At 74.5% G+C, this 14945-nt stretch carries 16 protein-coding genes; 2 read left to right on the forward strand and 14 right to left on the reverse strand.

From position 1 onward, the window contains the following. The 4 genes from tatA to BJ968_RS00830 all read right to left on the reverse strand — a co-directional run bounded on the left by tatA (nucleotide 1) and on the right by BJ968_RS00830 (nucleotide 3057). The gene (gene tatA / locus BJ968_RS00815) at nucleotides 1-285 is read right to left on the reverse strand and encodes a Sec-independent protein translocase subunit TatA (RefSeq protein WP_179748372.1); all 285 of its coding nucleotides are present in this window, start codon (nucleotides 283-285) and stop codon (nucleotides 1-3) included. 249 nt (nucleotides 286-534) lie between these two features. Further along, a complete protein-coding gene (locus tag BJ968_RS00820) occupies nucleotides 535-873 on the reverse strand; it encodes a hypothetical protein (protein WP_179748375.1) in 339 nt (112 codons plus the stop codon). A gap of 169 nt (nucleotides 874-1042) precedes the next feature. After that, nucleotides 1043-2014, reverse strand: coding sequence for a helix-turn-helix transcriptional regulator (locus tag BJ968_RS00825; RefSeq protein WP_343077732.1), 972 nt, complete (start codon nucleotides 2012-2014; stop codon nucleotides 1043-1045). Continuing rightward, on the reverse strand, nucleotides 2011-3057 hold the full coding sequence (locus BJ968_RS00830) for a helix-turn-helix transcriptional regulator (protein ID WP_179748377.1): 1047 nt from the start codon (nucleotides 3055-3057) through the stop codon (nucleotides 2011-2013). The genes BJ968_RS00825 and BJ968_RS00830 overlap by 4 nt, the downstream gene beginning before the upstream one ends. 56 nt (nucleotides 3058-3113) lie before the next feature. On the opposite strand from BJ968_RS00830, the gene BJ968_RS00835 reads away from it, so the two are divergent. Beyond that, on the forward strand, nucleotides 3114-4202 hold the full coding sequence (locus tag BJ968_RS00835) for a DUF3866 family protein (protein ID WP_179748379.1): 1089 nt from the start codon (nucleotides 3114-3116) through the stop codon (nucleotides 4200-4202). Nucleotides 4203-4271: 69 nt separating this feature from the next. Here the strand turns inward: BJ968_RS00835 and BJ968_RS00840 are convergent, their stop codons facing one another. The 10 genes from BJ968_RS00840 to BJ968_RS00885 all read right to left on the reverse strand — a co-directional run bounded on the left by BJ968_RS00840 (nucleotide 4272) and on the right by BJ968_RS00885 (nucleotide 14222). Continuing rightward, nucleotides 4272-4649: an FKBP-type peptidyl-prolyl cis-trans isomerase gene (locus tag BJ968_RS00840; RefSeq protein ID WP_179748381.1), complete on the reverse strand. Its 378-nt coding sequence runs from the start codon at nucleotides 4647-4649 to the stop codon at nucleotides 4272-4274. Nucleotides 4650-4729: 80 nt separating this feature from the next. Further along, nucleotides 4730-5725: an FKBP-type peptidyl-prolyl cis-trans isomerase gene (locus BJ968_RS00845; protein ID WP_179748383.1), complete on the reverse strand. Its 996-nt coding sequence runs from the start codon at nucleotides 5723-5725 to the stop codon at nucleotides 4730-4732. A gap of 74 nt (nucleotides 5726-5799) precedes the next feature. Continuing rightward, a complete protein-coding gene (gene pafA, locus BJ968_RS00850) occupies nucleotides 5800-7161 on the reverse strand; it encodes a Pup--protein ligase (protein ID WP_179748385.1) in 1362 nt (453 codons plus the stop codon). Nucleotides 7162-7213: 52 nt separating this feature from the next. Continuing rightward, nucleotides 7214-7927 (reverse strand): proteasome subunit alpha, encoded by a 714-nt coding sequence (prcA, locus tag BJ968_RS00855; protein WP_179748387.1) that lies wholly within the window; start codon nucleotides 7925-7927, stop codon nucleotides 7214-7216. 2 nt (nucleotides 7928-7929) lie between these two features. Next, nucleotides 7930-8808, reverse strand: a complete 879-nt coding sequence (prcB, locus tag BJ968_RS00860; protein WP_179748389.1) for a proteasome subunit beta — start codon at nucleotides 8806-8808, stop codon at nucleotides 7930-7932. Between the two features lie 73 nt (nucleotides 8809-8881). Next, the gene (locus BJ968_RS00865) at nucleotides 8882-9079 is read right to left on the reverse strand and encodes a ubiquitin-like protein Pup (RefSeq protein WP_179748391.1); all 198 of its coding nucleotides are present in this window, start codon (nucleotides 9077-9079) and stop codon (nucleotides 8882-8884) included. 100 nt (nucleotides 9080-9179) lie between these two features. Further along, the gene (gene dop, locus BJ968_RS00870; protein WP_218884675.1) at nucleotides 9180-10763 is read right to left on the reverse strand and encodes a depupylase/deamidase Dop; all 1584 of its coding nucleotides are present in this window, start codon (nucleotides 10761-10763) and stop codon (nucleotides 9180-9182) included. Between the two features lie 23 nt (nucleotides 10764-10786). Then, complete coding sequence (locus BJ968_RS00875) at nucleotides 10787-11983, reverse strand: ABC transporter permease (RefSeq protein WP_179748393.1); 1197 nt, start codon at nucleotides 11981-11983, stop codon at nucleotides 10787-10789. Further along, complete coding sequence (locus BJ968_RS00880) at nucleotides 11980-12735, reverse strand: ABC transporter ATP-binding protein (RefSeq protein WP_179755965.1); 756 nt, start codon at nucleotides 12733-12735, stop codon at nucleotides 11980-11982. Before BJ968_RS00880 ends, BJ968_RS00875 begins: the two co-directional genes overlap by 4 nt. Nucleotides 12736-12818: 83 nt before the next feature. Continuing rightward, nucleotides 12819-14222 (reverse strand): permuted SH3 domain-containing protein, encoded by a 1404-nt coding sequence (locus BJ968_RS00885; RefSeq protein ID WP_179748395.1) that lies wholly within the window; start codon nucleotides 14220-14222, stop codon nucleotides 12819-12821. Between the two features lie 116 nt (nucleotides 14223-14338). Here BJ968_RS00885 and BJ968_RS00890 point away from each other — a divergent pair, with 116 nt between their 5' ends. Continuing rightward, nucleotides 14339-14908: an NUDIX domain-containing protein gene (locus BJ968_RS00890; protein WP_343077734.1), complete on the forward strand. Its 570-nt coding sequence runs from the start codon at nucleotides 14339-14341 to the stop codon at nucleotides 14906-14908. The last annotated feature ends 37 nt before the right edge of the window (nucleotides 14909-14945 follow it).

Raw genomic sequence — 14945 nt, forward strand, 5'->3', positions numbered from 1 at the left:
TCAGGACGCGCGGGTCTGGTGCTCGCCGGCCTTCTGCTCGGCCTGCTCGGCGGCGAGCTTGGCCTCCAGCGCGGTGGGCTCGGAGTCCTTCGCGGCGGCCGTCGGGGACGTCTTGGCGTCCTCCTTGCCGTCGTTCTTCATCTCCTTGACCTCGGACTTGAAGATGCGCATCGAGCGCCCCAGGCCGCGAGCGGCGTCCGGGAGCCGCTTGCTGCCGAACAGCGCGATGAGCAGCACGACGAGGATGACGAGCACCCACGGGTGGTCGACGAGGTTGCGGAACATCAGTCCTCCAGGGTCGGTCGTAGCGCCGCCATCGTACGTCGACGGCGGCTGCCCGTGGGACAAGCATGCGGGTCGAGTCGTCCGCACGGGGCCGGTCCGCGGTCCTGGAGGTGGACTCGGGGCGAACACCCAGGTGGGGCCCAGGTGGTGCCCGGGTGGTCGCGGGGGGACGCACGAGAGCCGCTCGCGGACGCCGGTGGGCGTCCGCCGAGCGGCTCTCCGAGAGGTGGTGGTGCGGTGCCGGGCGGGTCAGCGCACGGTGCGCAGGCCGCGGGCGGCCAGCGAGGCGAGGTCGTCGCAGGAGTCCAGCACCAGGGCGAAGTCGAGGACGTCGTCCCAGGCGATGGTGGAGCCGTGGTGCTCCTCCATGGCCTCGGCCGGGATCGCCCAGCGCTCGACGGCCACGCCGCCGGAGACCAGCAGGGCCACGACGTCCTCACCGGCGGGCTTGCGGACCTCGTCGGTGCACTTGGGGCACGCGAAGGCGTAGAAGGAGCGCTCCTTGGCCGAGCACACCACGAGGCGGACCTGCTTGGGGGTCAGCTCGACGTCGCCGCAGCAGGGGCAGGAAGCCTTGATCGTGGTCATGTCGTGCACCTCTCGTCGTGGTGTTCACCGTCTCCGGCGGCGATCCCGCCGTCCGACAACCACTCCTTCGGCACGTCCCGCCGATCCCTTGAACGGCCACCTGCGCCCGACCTTGACACGGCGGTCCGGCGTGTGGTCGGCGCTGGGCCGACCCGGTGACGAGGGGCCCTCAGGCGTAGCGCGCCAGGGCCGCCAGGGCCGCCTCCCGCACGTGCCCGGCCAGCTCCGCGGGCTCCACGACGCGGGCCCCCGCGCCCAGGCGCAGCAGCAGCCGCTGCACCCAGTGCGTGTCCGCCGTCCGCAGCCGGACCCGCAGCGAGGCCTCCTCCCAGGCGTCCTCGGGGGCCTCCTGGACCGACTCCACGGGGTAGTAGTCCACGACCCAGGCCGCCTGCGGGGCCAGGTCGATCGTCACGACCAGGTCGTCGGGGCTGGGCCGGAACAGGTCCGAGGCGACGTCGCGGGAGCGCGCCTGCGGCGGCGGGGTGCCGTCGACGTCGAGCACCTCGGCGGTCTCGACGCGGTCGACGCGGAACAGCCGCACGCCCTCGGCGCGGTGGCACCAGGCCTCCAGGTACCAGCGGCCCTCCACGCTGACCAGCCGCATGGGGTCGACGTCCCGCTCGGTGCGCTCGTCGCGGCTGGGCACCAGGTAGCTCAGGTGCAGGCGCCGGTGCTCGCGCAGGGCCCGGCGCGCCGCCTCCAGCACGACGGCGCTGGAGGCGTCGCTGACGTCGACGGCCACCGCGCGCGCGGCGCGGCCGGCCTCCCCGGTGGCCTCGGACAGCTTGGCCATCGCCCCCTCGAGGGCCTCGCGGTCGTGCAGGCCCGGCACCTCGGCCAGGGTCCGCAGCCCCACGAGCAGAGCCACCGCCTCGTCCACCGCCAACCGGGAGGGCCGGGCGATGGGGTCGGCGTTGGACAGGTAGACGTGCCCGGACTCCCAGCGGGCGTCGATGAGGTCGTCGGGCAGGTGACCGGGGGTGCCGCAGACGAACAGCAGCTCCAGGTCCTGCACGAGCTCGTCCTCGCCGATGCCGAAGTGCTGCGCGGCCTCGGGCACCGGGATGCCCTGGTGGGTCAGCAGGTACGGCACCATCGCCAGCAGCCGCGACAGGCGCTCGGTGGAGGCGGTGCTCACCGGGCCACCCCCTGCACGCCCGCCGCGCCCCGCAGCCGCCGCAGGACCGCCTCGCGCAGGTCCGCCGGCTCCAGCACGACGACGTCGGCGCCGAAGGCGGCGAGCTCGTCGGCGCTCACCTCCACGTCGGTGACGTCCACGACCACCACGTCCTCGCCCTCCCCCGGTCCGGCCCCCTCCTCCACGGCGCGGGCCCGGCGCCGCAGCGCCAGCCCCGCCCCGGCACGCACCAGCAGCCGCGCCTGCCGCGGCGGCACCGACCCCACGCTCCCGGCGACGACCTCGCGCGGGTCGATGCCCTCGGGCACCTCGTAGGAGCCGGGCCGGCCGATGCGCTTGACGGCCGAGGCGACCCGCGAGAGCCGGAACACCCGCGAGGCGCCCCGGTCGCGGTCGTGGCCGACGAGGTACCAGCGCCCGTGCCAGGACACGATGGCCCACGGCTCGACGTGCCGGACGGCCGGCTCGGCCCCGGCGCGGCGGTAGCTGAACTGCACGGGCGTGCGGTCGCGGGTGGCGGCGTACAGCGGGTCGAAGGCCGGCTCGGCCGTCCGCACCCGCGGCTCCACCCCGATCAGCGAGCTCTCGTCCGGTTCCACGCCCAGGCTGCGCAGCTTCACCAGCGCCCGGGTGGCCGGGCCGGCCAGGCTGGCCTGCTGCCACACGCGGCTGGCCAGGGACAGCACCGCCAGCTCGCCGGGGGTGAAGCGGATCTCCGGCAGCGCGTAGGCGTCCCGGTCGATGCGGTACCCGGCCTCGTCCTCGAACAGCGGGTCCTCCCCGCCGGTCTCCAGCGGCACCCCCAGCTCGCGCAGGTCCTCCTTGTCGCGCTCGAACATGCGCTCGAAGGCGACGGTGGTGGCGCAGTCGGCGTACTGGGGCACCGCGGCGCGGATCTGCTCCTTGGTCAGCCAGCGGCGCGTGGCGGCCAGGGCGATGACCAGGTTCAGCAGGCGCTCGGTGCGGCGGGCTCCCCGGGCCGCCGCGGCCGCCCCGCCGGGGGCCGCGGCGGAGTTCGGCTGGTGCGGCTGGGTGCTCGTCATGGTGCGGTGGACGCTACCGGAACCGCGCCCGGACGCAGCCTGCGTACGCTCCCAGCGTGACGATCACGTGGCGCTCGGCGACGGTCGACCGGGTCGGGGCCCGCTGGGCGGGCTCGGTGGAGCTGTCCGCCACCCTCCTGGACGGTCCCCGGGCCGGTGAGCGGGTCAAGGCCCTGGCCCACCCGGACCTCGTGGGCGAACCCGCCGCCGGGGACCGGGTGCTGCTCAACGTCTCCGCCCTGGCCCGCGGGCTGGGCACCGGCGGGTACGCCCTGGTCGTGGCCCTGCCCGACCGGCTGCCGCCCGACCCCGCCCCCGGCCCCGGCCACCTGGTCAAGGCCCGCTACACGCCCCTGCAGACGATGGTCCTGGGGGTCGACGACCAGGAGTCGCCGCACCACGACCTGCTCGCCGAGGCCGACGACCTCGCCGGCACCCCCGTCGTGGTGGCCGACCTGCACTCCGCGCTGCCGGCGGTCGTGGCCGGGGTCCGCGCCCAGGCCCCCGGCGCCCGCGTCACCTACGTCATGACCGACGGGGGTGCGCTGCCCGCGGCGTTCTCCCGCGCCGTGGCCGGGCTGCGGGAGGCGGGCTGGATCACCGGCTGCGTCACCACGGGGCAGTCCTTCGGCGGGGACCTGGAGGCCACGACCGTCCACACGGGCCTGCTGGCCGCGACGCTGGTGGCGCGCGCCGACGTCGTCGTCGTCGCCCAGGGCCCGGGCAACCTGGGCACCGGGTCGCGCTGGGGGTTCTCGGGGGTGGCCGCCGGGGAGGCGCTGAACGCCGCGGCCGTCCTGGGCGGGCGGCCCGTGGCCGCGCTGCGGGTCTCCGAGGCCGACGCCCGCGCCCGCCACCGCGGGGTGTCGCACCACACGCTGACCGCCGTGGGCCGCGTGGCCCTGGCCCCGGTGGACGTGCCCGTCCCCGACGCCCCGGGCGCCTTCTACGACGGGGTCCGGGAGCAGGCGCGCTCGCTGTGCGGGCGGCACCGCTACGTGGAGGTGCCCGCGGCGGGCCTGGACGAGGCGCTCGCGGCCAGCCCGGTGCGCCTGTCGACCATGGGCCGGGGCCTGGAGCAGGACCGCGCGAGCTTCCTGGTCGCCGCCGCCGCCGGCCGTCACGCCGCGACCCTGCTGACGTGACGAACCCCTCCGCGGTCGAGCACCCGTGGACAGGAGCGCTCGACCGCGGAGGGGTCCGGAGGGGTCAGCTCACTTCACGTCGACGAGGTCCACGACGAAGATCAGCGTCTCGCCGCCCTTGATGGCGCCGCCGGCGCCGCGGTCGCCGTAGCCCAGGTGCGGGGGGATGACCAGCTTGCGGCGGCCACCGACCTTCATGCCCAGCAGGCCCTGGTCCCAGCCCTTGATGACCATGCCGGCCCCGACGGGGAAGTCCAGCGGCGTGCCGCGGTTCCAGGAGGAGTCGAACTCCTCGCCGGTGCTGAACGCGACACCCACGTAGTGGGCGCTGACGGTGCGGCCGGCCGTGGCCTCGGTGCCCTCCCCGACGATCTCGTCGACGATCACGAGGTCGGTGGGCGGCTCGCCCTCGGGGAAGTCGATCTCGGGCTTGGTGCGCTCAGTCATGCCCCGACCCTACCGGGCCGCCCGCGGGCGGCCCGGTGGACGTGTCGGCGGGCGCCCCAGCGGGCGCTCCGGGGGCTGCCTCAGTAGGCGTCGAGGACGTCGACGACGAAGACCAGCGCACCGGCCGGGGCCCCGGGGCTGGCCGGCTCGTCCCCGTACGCCTGCGCGGCGGGGATGACCAGCAGGACGCGGCTGCCGACCTTCTGCCCGACCAGGCCCTTGTCCCAGCCCTCGATGACCTGTCCCTGCCCGACGACGAAGGTGAACGGCTCGCCCTTGGACCAGGACTGGTCGAAGATCGACCCGTCGGACAGCTTCGCCCCCAGGTACTGCACCTTGAGGTTCATCCCCGACGTCACGGCCGGGCCGGTGCCCTCGATGAGCGGCTGCACGACGAGGTCCGCCGGCGGCGTCGGGTCCGGGATGGTGAACCCGGTCGGGACGTCCTGGTCGTCGGTCTGGACCACCGGCAGGTTCGCCGGCGGGGTCACCGGGGTGCCCTGGGCCTTGTTCGGCACGGTCTTCACGACGTCGGCGACCACGACGATCGTCGTCTCGGCGTCGACGTTCTCCTTGCCGAAGCGCTCGATGGCCTCGCCGAACCCGTCGGCGGGGGCGATGGCCATCACGATGCGGTCGCCCACGTGCGCGCCCACGAACCCGCGCGCCAGGCCCATCGTGACCTGCCCCAGCTCGAAGCGGGCGTTCGTCCCGCCGTAGCTGCTGTCCAGCTCCTCACCGGTCGAGCCGGCGTACAGCGCGTAGGCGAACTCCACCTCGTCGGCGGCCTCGATCTGCGGGCCCGTCCCGGCGGCGACGACCTTGCGGGAGGTCTCCTGCACGGTCAGGGGCGGGGTGAACGTCACGGTGGGCTTGACCGTCGGGTTCACCTCGCCGGTCACCGTCACCGGCAGCGCGTCGTCGGTGACGGCCGGCTCGATGGTGTCGGCGGCCTGCGAGGCCGAGGAGGTCTGCTCGCTCGGGGTGGGGGTGTCGCCCTCGGAGGCGCAGGCGCCCAGCAGCAACGAGACCGCCAGGGCGGCGGACGCGGACAGGACGGCGGTACGGCGGCGCACGGAGGTCCTCACTCATCGGTCGGGGCGAACTGAACCACCCTAACCGCGGACCCTGGGCGCCGCCGACGGAGCCGTCACATGCTGTCGATGAGCCGTTCCACCCTGTCGTCGACGGCCTTGAAAGGGTCCTTGCACAGCACCGTCCGCTGCGCCTGGTCGTTCAGCTTCAGGTGCACCCAGTCCACCGTGAAGTCCCGGCGCTTCTCCTGGGCGGCCCGCACGAAGTCCCCGCGCAGCTTCGCCCGCGTCGTCTGCGGCGGCACGCTGAGCGCTTCGAACACCTCGATGTCCGAGCAGACCCGCTCGGCCATGCCCCGCCGCGCCAGCAGGTAGTGCAGGCCCCGCTCGCGGTGGATGTCGTGGTAGGCCAGATCCAGCCGCGCGATGCGCGGCGACGTCAGCGCCAGGTCGTGCTTGTCCATGTAGCGGTCCAGGAGCTTCTTCTTGATCACCCAGTCGACCTCGCGGTCCACGAGGGAGAAGTCCTGCGTCTCCACCGCCCGCAGCGCCCGCTCCCACAGGTCCAGCACCCGCTTGACCGTCGGCGTCTGCAACCCGCGGTGCTCGACGAACTCCTTGGCCTTCTCCAGGTACTCCCCCTGGATCTCCAGGGCGCTGGCCTCGCGGCCGTTGGCCAGCCGCACCGGCTTGCGCCCCGTCAGGTCGTGGGAGATCTCCCGGATGGCCCGGATCGGGTTCTCCATCGTCATCTCGCGCAGGGGCACGCCCTCCTCGACCATCCGCAGGACGAGGTCGGTGGCGCCCAGCTTGAGCATCGTCGTCGTCTCGGACATGTTCGAGTCCCCGACGATGACGTGCAGGCGGCGGTAGCGCTCGGCGTCGGCGTGCGGCTCGTCGCGCGTGTTGATGATCGGACGGCTGCGGGTCGTGGCGCTGGAGACGCCCTCCCAGATGTGGTCGGCGCGCTGGGACAGCGAGTAGACCGCTCCCCGCGGGGTCTGCACGACCTTGCCGGCACCCACGATGAGCTGGCGGGAGACCAGGAAGGGGATGAGGACGTCCGAGAGCCGGCCGAACTCCCCGTGCCGGGACACCAGGTAGTTCTCGTGGCAGCCGTAGGAGTTGCCTGCCGAGTCGGTGTTGTTCTTGAAGAGGAACACCTCCCCGGCGATGCCCTCCTCCTCCAGGCGCCGCTCCGCGTCGGTCAGCAGGCCCTCCAGGGTCCGCTCACCGGCGCGGTCGTGGACGACCAGCTGCCGCACGTCGTCGCACTCGGGCGAGGCGTACTCCGGGTGCGAGCCCACGTCCAGGTACAGGCGCGCCCCGTTCTTGAGGAACACGTTGCTCGAACGGCCCCACGACACCACCTTGCGGAACAGGTACCGCGCCACCTCGTCCGGGGACAGCTTGCGCTGACCCTCGAAGGCGCAGGTGACGCCGAACTCCGTCTCCAGCCCGAAGATCCGGCGATCCATTTCTCCACCTTAGGCACTCGGGCGCCGTGGGGCGCAGCGAAACGCGTTTACGTCAGCCCTGCGGGGCCAGCAACCCCGCCAGCGTCGGGCCGGTGAGGCGGCGGAACGTGCGGCGCTCGCGGGCGCGGTCCAGGACCGCGACCTCGAGCTGGTCGGCGGCGATGGGGCGCGGCCCCTGCCCGGCGGCCTCCGCGGCGGCGTCCGAGCCCAGGGCCTCCACGGCCAGCTGCAGCGCCTCGGCCAGCGACAGCCCCGCGTGCCAGCGCTCGCCGAGCTTGGCGGCGATCTGCTCCGCCGACCCGCCCATGGCCACGTAGCCGTGCTCGTCGGCGACCGACCCGTCGTAGGTGAGGCGGTAGATCTGGTCGGCCTCGGGCCGGGTGCCGACCTCGGCGACGACGATCTCCACCTCGTACGGCTTGGACTCGGTGGTGAAGATCGCCCCCAGCGTCTGGGCGTAGGCGTTGGCCAGGCCGCGGGCGGTGACGTCGGAGCGGTCGTAGGAGTAGCCGCGCACGTCGGCGTACCGGACGCCGGCCACCCGCAGGTTCTCGAACTCGTTGTACTTGCCGACGGCGGCGAAGGCGACGCGGTCGTAAATCTCGGAGATCTTGTGCAGCGCCCGGGAGGGGTTCTCGGAGGCGAAGACGATGCCGCCGGCGAAGGCCACGACGACGACGGCGCGGCCGCGGGCGATGCCCTTGCGCGCGTAGTCGGCCTTGTCCTTCATCAACTGCTCGGGCGAGACGTAGAACGGCACGCTCATGCTCAGGCCTCCCCGCCCGTGGTGGTGATGCCCGGGTTGCCACCCGGGTTGCCGCGACGGCCCGCGACGACGGCCTCGACGACCGGCTCCAGCTCGGCGTCGGGCACCTGCCGGAAGCCGGCGGCGGTCACGACGGCCACGACGGGCCAGATCTTGCGCAGCAGGTCCGGGCCGCCGGTGGCGGAGTCGTCGTCGGCGGCGTCCCACAGCGCCTCCACGGCGACGCGGACGGTCTCGGCCTCGTCCATGCCGGGCCGGTACAGCTTCTTCAGCGCGCCGCGGGCGAAGATCGAGCCCGAGCCGACGGTGTGGTGGTCCCGCTCCTCCGAGCGGCCCCCGGTGACGTCGTAGCCGACGATGCGGCCGCGGCCGGCGTCGAGGTCGTAGCCGGCGAACAGGGGCACCACGGCCAGCCCCTGCATGGCCATGCCCAGGTTGCCGCGGATCATGGTGGACAGCCGGTTCGCCTTGCCCTCGAAGGACATCAGCGTCCCCTCGAGCTTCTCGAAGTGCTCCAGCTCGACCTGGAACAGCCGGATCATCTCCACGGCCAGCCCCGCGACGCCGGCGATCCCGGCGCAGGAGTGCTCGTCGGTCTGGAAGACCTTCTTGATGTCGCGCTGGGCGATCATCGGCCCGGCCGTGGCGCGCCGGTCACCGGCCATCACGACGCCGTCGGCGAAGACCAGCGCCACGATGGTCGTGGCGTGCGGCGCCTCGCCGTTGCCGGGGCCCCCGCCGGGCAGCGCACCGGCGGGCAGGGCCCGGCCGGCCGGCAGGAGCTGCGGGGAGTACTCGCGCACGAAGTCGGTGAAGGACGAGGAACCGGGCCGCAGGAAAGCAGCCGGCAACCGTCCTGACTGATCGCTGGTGTGGTTCACCCCTCGGACCCTACCCGGCGCCCCCGGCCCCCGCCGGGAACGCCGCGGGTGCGGGCCCGCACCCGCGGCAGGGCTACTGACCGCCCTTCTGGACGAAGCCCCGGACGAACTCCTCGGAGTTGGACTCCAGGACCTCGTCGATCTCGTCGAGCAGGGCGTCGACGTCGGCGTCGCTCTCGGAGGTCTTGGCGTTCGCCTGCGCGGGGACGGCCGGGGTCTCCTCGACCTCGTCCTCGCGACGGCTCGGGCGCTGCTGCTCCTGTCCAGGCACGGCTGGTCCCCCTGACGGCTCGGCACCGGACCACGCGGTCCGGTTCATCCCCCCGACACTAACCCCGCGACCGGTGCGGCGGCGCGGTGCGTGCCGCACCTCACCCCGTCAGCGCCGCGACCAGTTCCTCGGCGGTCTCGCACCGGTCCAGCAGTGCCCCGACGTGCTCGCGGGTCCCGCGCAGCGGTTCCAGGGTCGGCACCCGCTGCAGCGCCCCGCGGCCGGCGACGTCGAAGATCACCGAGTCCCAGCTGGCGGCCGCCACCCGCGGGCCGTACCGGGCCAGGCACTCGCCGCGGAAGTAGGCCCGGGTGTCGGTCGGGGGGTGGTCCACGGCGTGGCGCACGTCCTCCTCGGCCAGCAGCCGCTCCACCTGCCCGCGCTCGGCCAGCTTCAGGTACAGGCCCTTCTCGGGCCGCACGTCGGACCACTGCAGGTCCACCGCGGCCAGCCGGGCGTTGTCCCAGCCCAGGCCGTCGCGGGAGCGGTAGCCCTCCAGCAGCCGCAGCTTGGCGACCCAGTCGACCTCGCGGGCCGCGGAGAGCACGTCGGTCTCCAGCTTGCCCAGCACCTGCTCCCAGCGGGTGAGCACCTCGGCGGTGTCGGCGTCGACGTCGGCGCCGTAGCGGTCGGCGACGAACGCCTGCGCCGCCTCCAGGTAGGCCCGCTGCACCGACAGCGCGGTCAGCTGCCGGCCGTCGCGCAGCCGCACCAGCCGCTTCAGGCCCGGGTCGTGGGACACCTCGTGCAGGGCCCGGACGGGGTCGGACAGCTGCAGCCGCCCGGCGGGGCTGGAGTCCAGCCAGCCCGACTCCAGCATCGACAGCACCAGCGAGGTGGTGCCGACCTTCAGCAGCGTCGCGACCTCGCACATCGTGGCGTCGCCGACGATGACGTGCAGCCGCCGGTACTTCTCGGCCGTGGCGTGCGGTTCGTCGCGGGTGTTGATGATGGGCCGCTTCATCGTCGTCTCCAGGCCCACCTCGACCTCGAAGAAGTCGGCGCGCTGGCTGATCTGGTACCCCGGCTCGCGCGAGTCCTGCCCCAGCCCGACCCGGCCGGCGCCGGTGAAGACCTGCCGGGAGACGAAGAACGGGGTCAGGTGCCGCACCACGTCGCCGAAGGCCGTCGAGCGGTCCATGAGGTAGTTCTCGTGGGTGCCGTAGGAGGCGCCCTTGCCGTCGGTGTTGTTCTTGTAGATCGTCACCGGGGTCAGGCCCGGCGTGGCGGCCACCCGCCGCAGCGACTCCAGCAGGATCAGCTCCCCGGCCCGGTCCCAGCGCACCGCGTCGCGGGGCGTCAGGACCTCCGGGGAGGAGTACTCCGGGTGGGCGTGGTCGACGTAGAAGCGCGCGCCGTTGGTGAGGATGACGTTGGCCATCGTGGGGTCCTCGGTCTCCGCGCCGGCGACGTCGGAGGCGTTGGGCGCGGCCCGCCGGGACCGGCCCGGGGCGTCGGTCAGCTGCGAGGGGTGCGCCTTGGCCCGCTCCACCTCGAACCCGCGCGCGTCGCGCAGCGGCGCCTCGTCCTCGTAGTCCCAGCGCGGCCGGGCCCGGCCCCCCGTGGTGGCCGTGGCGTAGGCGTTGACGACCTGCGCCGACAGCAGCATCGGGTTCGCGCCCGGGTCCCCCGGCACCGAGATGCCGTACTCCGTCTCGATCCCGACCACGCGACGCACCGTCATGCCGCAACCCTACGTGCGGGGGATCACTCGGTCCGCAGGGCCACCACGGGGTCCAGCCGCCCGGCCCGGCGCGCGGGGAAGACGCCGAAGGAGATGCCCACCGCGGCCGAGACCACGAAGGCCACCACCGGGCTCCACCACTCGATGCTGGCCGGCAGCGGCGAGAGCCGGTCCACCGCCAGGGACCCGCCGACGCCGATGAGGATGCCGATGACGCCGCCCACGCTGGTCAGCAGCACCGCCTCGACGAGGAACTGCACGAGCACGTCGCGCTGGCGGGCGCCCAGCGCCTTGCGCAGCCCGATCTCCCGGGTCCGCTCCCGCACCGAGACGAGCATGATGTTGGAGACGCCCACGCCGCCCACGAGCAGCGAGATGCCCGCGATCGCCGCCAGCACCGCGGTCAGCAGGCCCAGGATCTGCCCGATGACGCCGAGGATCTGCGTCTGCGTGACCGCCGAGAAGGTCTGGTCGGGGTACTGCCGCTTCATGGCCTGCCACAGCCGCTCCGACAGCGCCGGCACGCTCGAGGCCGACGGCGCCTTGACCGCGAAGGCGTCGACCCGGTCGATGCCGAACAACCGCTGGGCCGTGGTGATGGGCACGTGCACCTCGTTGTCCTGCGAGACCCCGAAGCTCTCCCCCTGCTCGGCCAGCACGCCGATGACGTCGAACCGGGTCCCGGCGATCGTGATCTGCCGGCCCACCGGGTCCGCGCCCGGGAACAGCGCCTGCGCCGAGGCCGACCCCAGCACCGCGACCCGCCGCCGCGACTCCACGTCGACCGACGTGAAGTACTGCCCCTCGGCCACGGGCCGGTTCAGGACCCGCGGCAGGTTCTGGTCGGCGCCCTGGATCGTCTGGAAGCGCTCGGTGGTGCCGGCGCGCACCTGCGCGCCGGTGCTGATGCGCGCCGTCACCGTCTCCGGGTCGCCGGTGACCGCGGCGAGCAGCTCCCCGTCGGCGACCTGCATGGTCGAGGTCGCCGGGCCGCTGCCGGAGAGGTTGCCCGTGTCGAACTGCCCAGGGACCACGAGGATGAGGTTCGAGCCCAGCCCCTCGACCTGCTGCTCGATCTGCTGGCGCGCGCCGGCGCCGATCGAGACCACGACGATGACCGCCGCGATGCCGATGACGATCCCCAGCATGGTCAGCAGGCTGCGGAGCCGGTTGCCGCGCAACGCGTCCCACGCCACGCGGAACGCCTCCCAGCCCTTCACCGGCCCACCCCCGGACCCGTTCCCGGACCCGCGCCGGTGTCCAGCTCGACCAGCCCGTCGCGCACCCGCACCTGCCGCCGGGCCCGGCCGGCGACCTCGTCGTCGTGGGTCACCAGCACGACCGCGACGCCGCGGGTGGAGTTCAGCTCCTCCAGGATCCGCATGACCTCCGCGCCGTTGCGCGAGTCCAGGTTGCCCGTCGGCTCGTCGGCCAGCAGGATCCGCGGCTCCCCCACCAGGGCGCGCGCGATCGCCACCCGCTGCTGCTCCCCGCCGGACATCTGCGAGGGCCGGTGCGTCAGCCGGTGCCCCAGGTTCACCGCCTCCAGCGCCGCGGCCGCCCGCGCGCGCCGCTGCGGGGCCTTGACGCCCCGGTACAGCAGGGGCAGCGCCACGTTGTCCACCGCGCTGGAGCGCGGCAGCAGCTGGAAGGCCTGGAAGACGAAGCCGATCTCGCGGTTGCGCAGGTCCGCCAGCTCACCGTCGGACAGCTGCGCGACGTCGCGGCCGCCGACCCGCAGCGTCCCCGAGGTCGGCCGGTCCAGGCAGCCCAGCAGGTGCATGAGCGTCGACTTGCCGGAGCCGCTGGGTCCCACGATCGCGGCGTACTCGCCCTCGGCGACCGTGAAGCTCACCCCCCGCAGCGCCTCGACGGTGCTGTCGCCGAAGCGGTAGGAGCGGGTCACCCCGACGGCCTCGATGGCGGCCGGGCCCGGCGGTGCGCCCGGTCCGGTGGGGTCGGGTGTGCTCAGGGCGCTCTCCTGCCGGTCGTCGCGCTGCTGGTCGCGCTGCTGGTCGCGCTGCTGGTCGTCGCGCTGCTGGTCGGTCCGGGACGTCACGACAGCTGCTGCCCCTGCCGCACGTCGGCGGCCCCCCGGGTCACGACCGTCTCCCCGCCGCGCAGCCCGGCCGTGATCTCCACGTCGTCCTCCCCGCGGACCCCGACCGTCACGTCGCGCCGCTGCGCGGTGCCGCCGGAGACGACCCACACCGTGTCCGAGGTCGGCGACCCGTTCTGCGCCCCCTCCCGCAGCACCGCCGCGGACGGCACCTCCACGACGCCCTGCACGCGCTGCACGACCATCGACACGTTCGCGCTCATGCCCGGCAGCGGCGCCGGGGCCGGTTTCCCGTCCGCGGCGGTCCCGCCGTCGTAGCTGAGCCGCACCGTGTACGTCACCGCGCCGCCACTGGCCGTGCGGGCCGTGGGGTCCACCCCCGTCACCGTGGCCCGGTACGTCGCGCCGTCGACCGCGTCGACCGCCACCTCGGCCCCCACGCCCGGCCGGACCTGCAGCACGTCGGTCTCGTCGACGTCCGCCGTCAGGCTCAGCGTCGAGGCGTCCACGACGCTGACCAGGGTCGACCCCTGCGCCACCGCCGCCCCCTGGGCCAGCACCGGCGAGCCCGCCGCGGGGTCCTGCGCCCCGGCCGCCGGCAGGGAGACCCCGCTGCCGGCCAGCAGCTGCTCGGCCCCGGCCGGCAGCGACGACCCGCCGCCACCGCTGGAGCCGAGCGAGACCTTCCCCGAGATGGGCGCGACCACCGTCAGCGCGTCCACCGTGGCCCGCGCGGCCTGCACCGCCGCCCGCGTCTGCACCCGCTGGGCCGTGCCGAGCGAGGCCACGGCCGTGTCCAGGTTCCCCAGGCCCGCGTTCACCTGGTCGACGAGCGCCTGCGTCTGGGCGGACAGCAGCTGGTACTGGGTGCGCGAGGACTGCACCGCCGCCAGCGCGGCCGCCTGGGCGGCGGGATCGGCGATGGCCTGCGCCTGCCGCTGCGCCTCGTCGAAGCGGGCCTGCGCGTCGGCGGCCGCCTTCTTCTGCTGCGCCGCCAGCTGCGCGGCCGAGCGGGCCGAGGAGGACGAGGACGGCGAGGTCGAGCGGGCGGCGTCCCGGTCGGCCGCCTCGGCGGCCTCCAGCGCCTGCACCGCCGACGGGGAGTCGATCGTCATGAGCACCTGACCGGCCTGGACCTCCTGGCCGTCGGAGACCGCCAGCGTCGCCACCGTCCCCGAGGCCGGGGCCGGGACGACCGCCGAGGCCCGCGGCTGCACCTGGCCGGGGGCGTCCACGACCTGCTCGACGTCCCCGCGCGCGACCGTCCCGGTCGTGAACGAGGCCTCGTCCTCGTCGCCGCCGCACCCGGCCACCAGGAGCACGGCCACCCCGACCGCGGCGGCGGGCAGCACCCGCGCGGGTCGACGGGAGGGGGCGCGACGCGGGGAGGAGGGGTGCACAGCGTCACCCTAGGTGGTGCCCCCACCGCTGCGGGTCCTCCTCAGGGCGGGCCCGCGGGCACCCGGCGTCCCCCCACCGTCGGACCCGGCGCACACCGCGTCCTAGCGTGGCCACGGTGAGCACGACCCCACCCGACGCGGTCGATCCCGCGACCGAGCTCGTGGCCCTCTACGACCCCCGCGACCCCGCCGGCCGGGTCACCGGCCGCGCGCCCCGCCGGGAGGTCCGCACCCGCAACCTGCCCCACGCCGCGACCGGCGTGCTGCTGCGCGACGACCGCGGCCGCGTCCTGGTCCACCGCCGCACCACGGCCAAGGACCTCAACCCCGGCGCCCACGACTGCCTCGCCGGCGGTGTCGTCGACGCCGGGGAGACCCCGCTGGCCGCCGCCCACCGCGAGCTGCGCGAGGAGCTGGGCCTGGACGTGGACCCGGGCACCGGCCTGCGCCCCGTCCTGGTCCGCTGGTACCGCGACGAGACCGCCCACTACCTCGCCCACGTCTACGAGGCCCGCTGGGACGGCACCCCCCTGGTGCTGCAGCCCAGCGAGGTCGCCGACGCCTGGTGGGAGGAAACCAGCACCCTGCGTCGACGTCTCCTTGACAGCACGTGGTCGTTCGTGCCCGACACCCGCGAGCTGCTGGCCCACTGGCCCGAATGGTGGAAGGATCCGGCCCGCCCGTGACCCCACCGTGACCCGCGGGTCACGAGCCACCGCAGGA

Origin of the sequence: Kineococcus aurantiacus (assembly GCF_013409345.1) — a bacterium.
GTDB classification, from domain to species: domain Bacteria; phylum Actinomycetota; class Actinomycetes; order Actinomycetales; family Kineococcaceae; genus Kineococcus; species Kineococcus aurantiacus.

Coding starts and splice junctions, on each gene's coding strand:
- pafA (WP_179748385.1), bottom strand. CDS start 7,161: ATGGATCGCCGGATCTTCGGGCTGGAGACGGAGTTCGGCGTCACCTGC.
- BJ968_RS00820 (WP_179748375.1), bottom strand. CDS start 873: ATGACCACGATCAAGGCTTCCTGCCCCTGCTGCGGCGACGTCGAGCTG.
- BJ968_RS00830 (WP_179748377.1), bottom strand. CDS start 3,057: ATGACGAGCACCCAGCCGCACCAGCCGAACTCCGCCGCGGCCCCCGGC.
- prcA (WP_179748387.1), bottom strand. CDS start 7,927: ATGAGCGTGCCGTTCTACGTCTCGCCCGAGCAGTTGATGAAGGACAAG.
- dop (WP_218884675.1), bottom strand. CDS start 10,763: ATGACGGTGCGTCGCGTGGTCGGGATCGAGACGGAGTACGGCATCTCG.
- BJ968_RS00840 (WP_179748381.1), bottom strand. CDS start 4,649: ATGACTGAGCGCACCAAGCCCGAGATCGACTTCCCCGAGGGCGAGCCG.
- tatA (WP_179748372.1), bottom strand. CDS start 285: ATGTTCCGCAACCTCGTCGACCACCCGTGGGTGCTCGTCATCCTCGTC.